Origin of the sequence: Mesorhizobium sp. M7A.F.Ca.CA.004.06.1.1 (assembly GCF_003999135.1) — a bacterium.
In the GTDB taxonomy this organism is placed as follows: domain Bacteria; phylum Pseudomonadota; class Alphaproteobacteria; order Rhizobiales; family Rhizobiaceae; genus Mesorhizobium.
The window spans coordinates 1-2500 of the sequence record NZ_RZPQ01000141.1; the positions used below are offsets into that span (position 1 = coordinate 1).

Annotated in this window: 1 protein-coding gene, 1 tRNA gene and 2 rRNA genes (1 of these 4 cut by a window edge); all 4 read right to left on the reverse strand. The window is 55.6% G+C overall.

From position 1 onward, the window contains the following. The coding region (locus EN906_RS37735; protein ID WP_127379237.1) for a hypothetical protein at nt 1–639 on the reverse strand (639 nt) is incomplete at its 3' end. A 39-nt stretch (nt 640–678) separates the two neighbouring features. Further along, a tRNA-Met gene (locus EN906_RS11505) sits at nt 679–755 on the reverse strand. 224 nt (nt 756–979) lie between these two features. Then, nucleotides 980–1094 (reverse strand): 5S ribosomal RNA (gene rrf, locus EN906_RS11510). A gap of 152 nt (nt 1095–1246) precedes the next feature. Then, a 23S ribosomal RNA gene (locus EN906_RS11515) occupies nt 1247–2500 on the reverse strand; it runs 1568 nt beyond the window's last position.

The following is a 2500-nucleotide window of genomic DNA, read 5'->3' on the forward strand; positions in this document are numbered from 1 at the left end:
GTCATTGTCATGGCCGAGGGTGGCCACAAAAAGCCGGCTGAATAGAACACCACCCCCGACCCAATCATTTCCTATTTGATTGCAAGTCATCACCGGCATCACTGACCGATGCCCGATAAGAGGATCGGATGCTTCGTCTTTTTCGCCTCCGATTCGGTTGATCCGGTTATGGCGGCGGCTGGGCACTTCACTGCCAGTCCCCCGAACGCAAACGGCCCGCGGCTGCGGGCTGTTTTGAATTAGGTTTTGTTGAGAGGCTTGTTTTGTTGTCGTAGCTTGTCGGCTGAGGCCTCTTTGTGCGCCGACGAGTGCCGCTTGCAGGCACCATTGTCCCCCGAATGCGAACAGCCCGCTGGCTGGTGCCTGGCGAACTGTTTGTTTGGTGCAGATTGGTTTGCAGGGGACGGGATTGGTTTTTTTGTTCCGCAGCTTGGGCTTCGCCTTGTTGCGGGCGCCTGATCCGGGGCAATCGATGGCCAGCCCAGCCGAACGCAAACGGCCGGCGGGCATTGTGCCAGGCAGGCTGTTTTTGATTTGGTTTCGGGGACGGGATTTGAGTTTTCTGTCTTGCGGCTTGGGCTTGGCCTGCTTGGGGGCGCCTGATGACGGGTTAAACGCCGGCACCAGGGCAAAAAACAAAAGAGCCCGCACGAGGCGGGCTGTTTGTTTAGTGAGGTTTGGTTGCGGGGACAGGATTTGAACCTGTGACCTTCAGGTTATGAGCCTGACGAGCTACCGGGCTGCTCCACCCCGCGTCACCTCTTAGCAAGCGTTTGCTTGCTAATCCAAGCAAGCGCTTGCTTGCGTTCCTAAGCAAGCGTTTGCTTGCTTTTTTGTGTAAGCCGAGGCCTACAGATAGGTATATGGCTGACCAAATGAAAGGGCCGCTTACGCGGCCCGTGATCCCTTGGCGGGCCATTTCATAAAGAGAAGACATCACTCCATCCGATTGGATGTGAGTTCAACGTGCGTTTAGCAGACCTGGCAGCGACCTACTCTCCCGCGTCTTGAGACGAAGTACCATCAGCGCTGGAGCGTTTCACGGCCGAGTTCGGAATGGGATCGGGTGCAGCCGCTCCGCCATAACCACCAGGTCGGCAAAACGCACGTTGTTCGAGAAGCTTTTGAGCGAAGGAGCACAAAGAGGCATCGGCAGCGGAGCTGTCGGGTGCCTCTCGGGGCTATTCGCTGGTCCTTTATGTGCCTGTCATCCTCCGATTTGGAGCGATGAGCATAAGGAATGAGAACGATCAAGCCGATCGAACTATTAGTACCGGTAAGCTTCAAGCGTTGCCGCTCTTCCACACCCGGCCTATCAACGTGGTCGTCTTCCACGGTTCTCAGGGAATACTCGTTTTAAGGTGGGTTTCCCGCTTAGATGCCTTCAGCGGTTATCCCGTCCGGATATAGCTACCCTGCTATGCGGCTGGCGCCACAACAGGTCCACCAGAGATCCGTCCATCCCGGTCCTCTCGTACTAGGGACAGATCCTTTCAATATTCCTACACCCACGGCAGATAGGGACCGAACTGTCTCACGACGTTCTGAACCCAACTCACGTACCGCTTTAAATGGCGAACAGCCATACCCTTGGGACCTGCTCCAGCCCCAGGATGCGATGAGTCGACATCGAGGTGCCAAACAACCCCGTCGATATGGACTCTTGGGGGTCATCAGCCTGTTATCCCCGGCGTACCTTTTATCCGTTGAGCGATGGCCCTTCCACGCGGGACCACCGGATCACTATGACCGACTTTCGTCTCTGCTCGACTTGTCAGTCTCGCAGTCAGGCAGGCTTATGCCATTGCACTCAGCGAACGATTTCCGACCGTTCTGAGCCCACCATCGCGCGCCTCCGTTACTCTTTAGGAGGCGACCGCCCCAGTCAAACTACCCACCATACATTGTCCCGGACCCGGATAACGGGCCGCGGTTAGACATCCATAGTAATAAGGGTGGTATTTCAAGGGTGGCTCCACCTGAGCTGGCGCCCAGGTTTCAAAGCCTACCACCTATCCTACACATGCCACTACGAATGCCAATGTAAAGCTATAGTAAAGGTGCACGGGGTCTTTCCGTCTAACCGCAGGAACCCCGCATCTTCACGGGGAATTCAATTTCACTGAGTCTATGCTGGAGACAGCGGGGAAGTCGTTACGCCATTCGTGCAGGTCGGAACTTACCCGACAAGGAATTTCGCTACCTTAGGACCGTTATAGTTACGGCCGCCGTTTACTGGGGCTTCGATTCAGAGCTTGCACCCCTCCTCTTAACCTTCCAGCACCGGGCAGGCGTCAGACCCTATACGTCGTCTTGCGACTTCGCAGAGCCCTGTGTTTTTGATAAACAGTCGCTACCCCCTGGTCTGTGCCACCCTCCTCTACTTGCGTAGAAAAGGGTCACGCTTCTTCCGAAGTTACGCGTGCAATTTGCCGAGTTCCTTCAGCATAGTTCTCTCAAGCGCCTTGGTATACTCTACCAGACCACCAGTGTCGGTTTC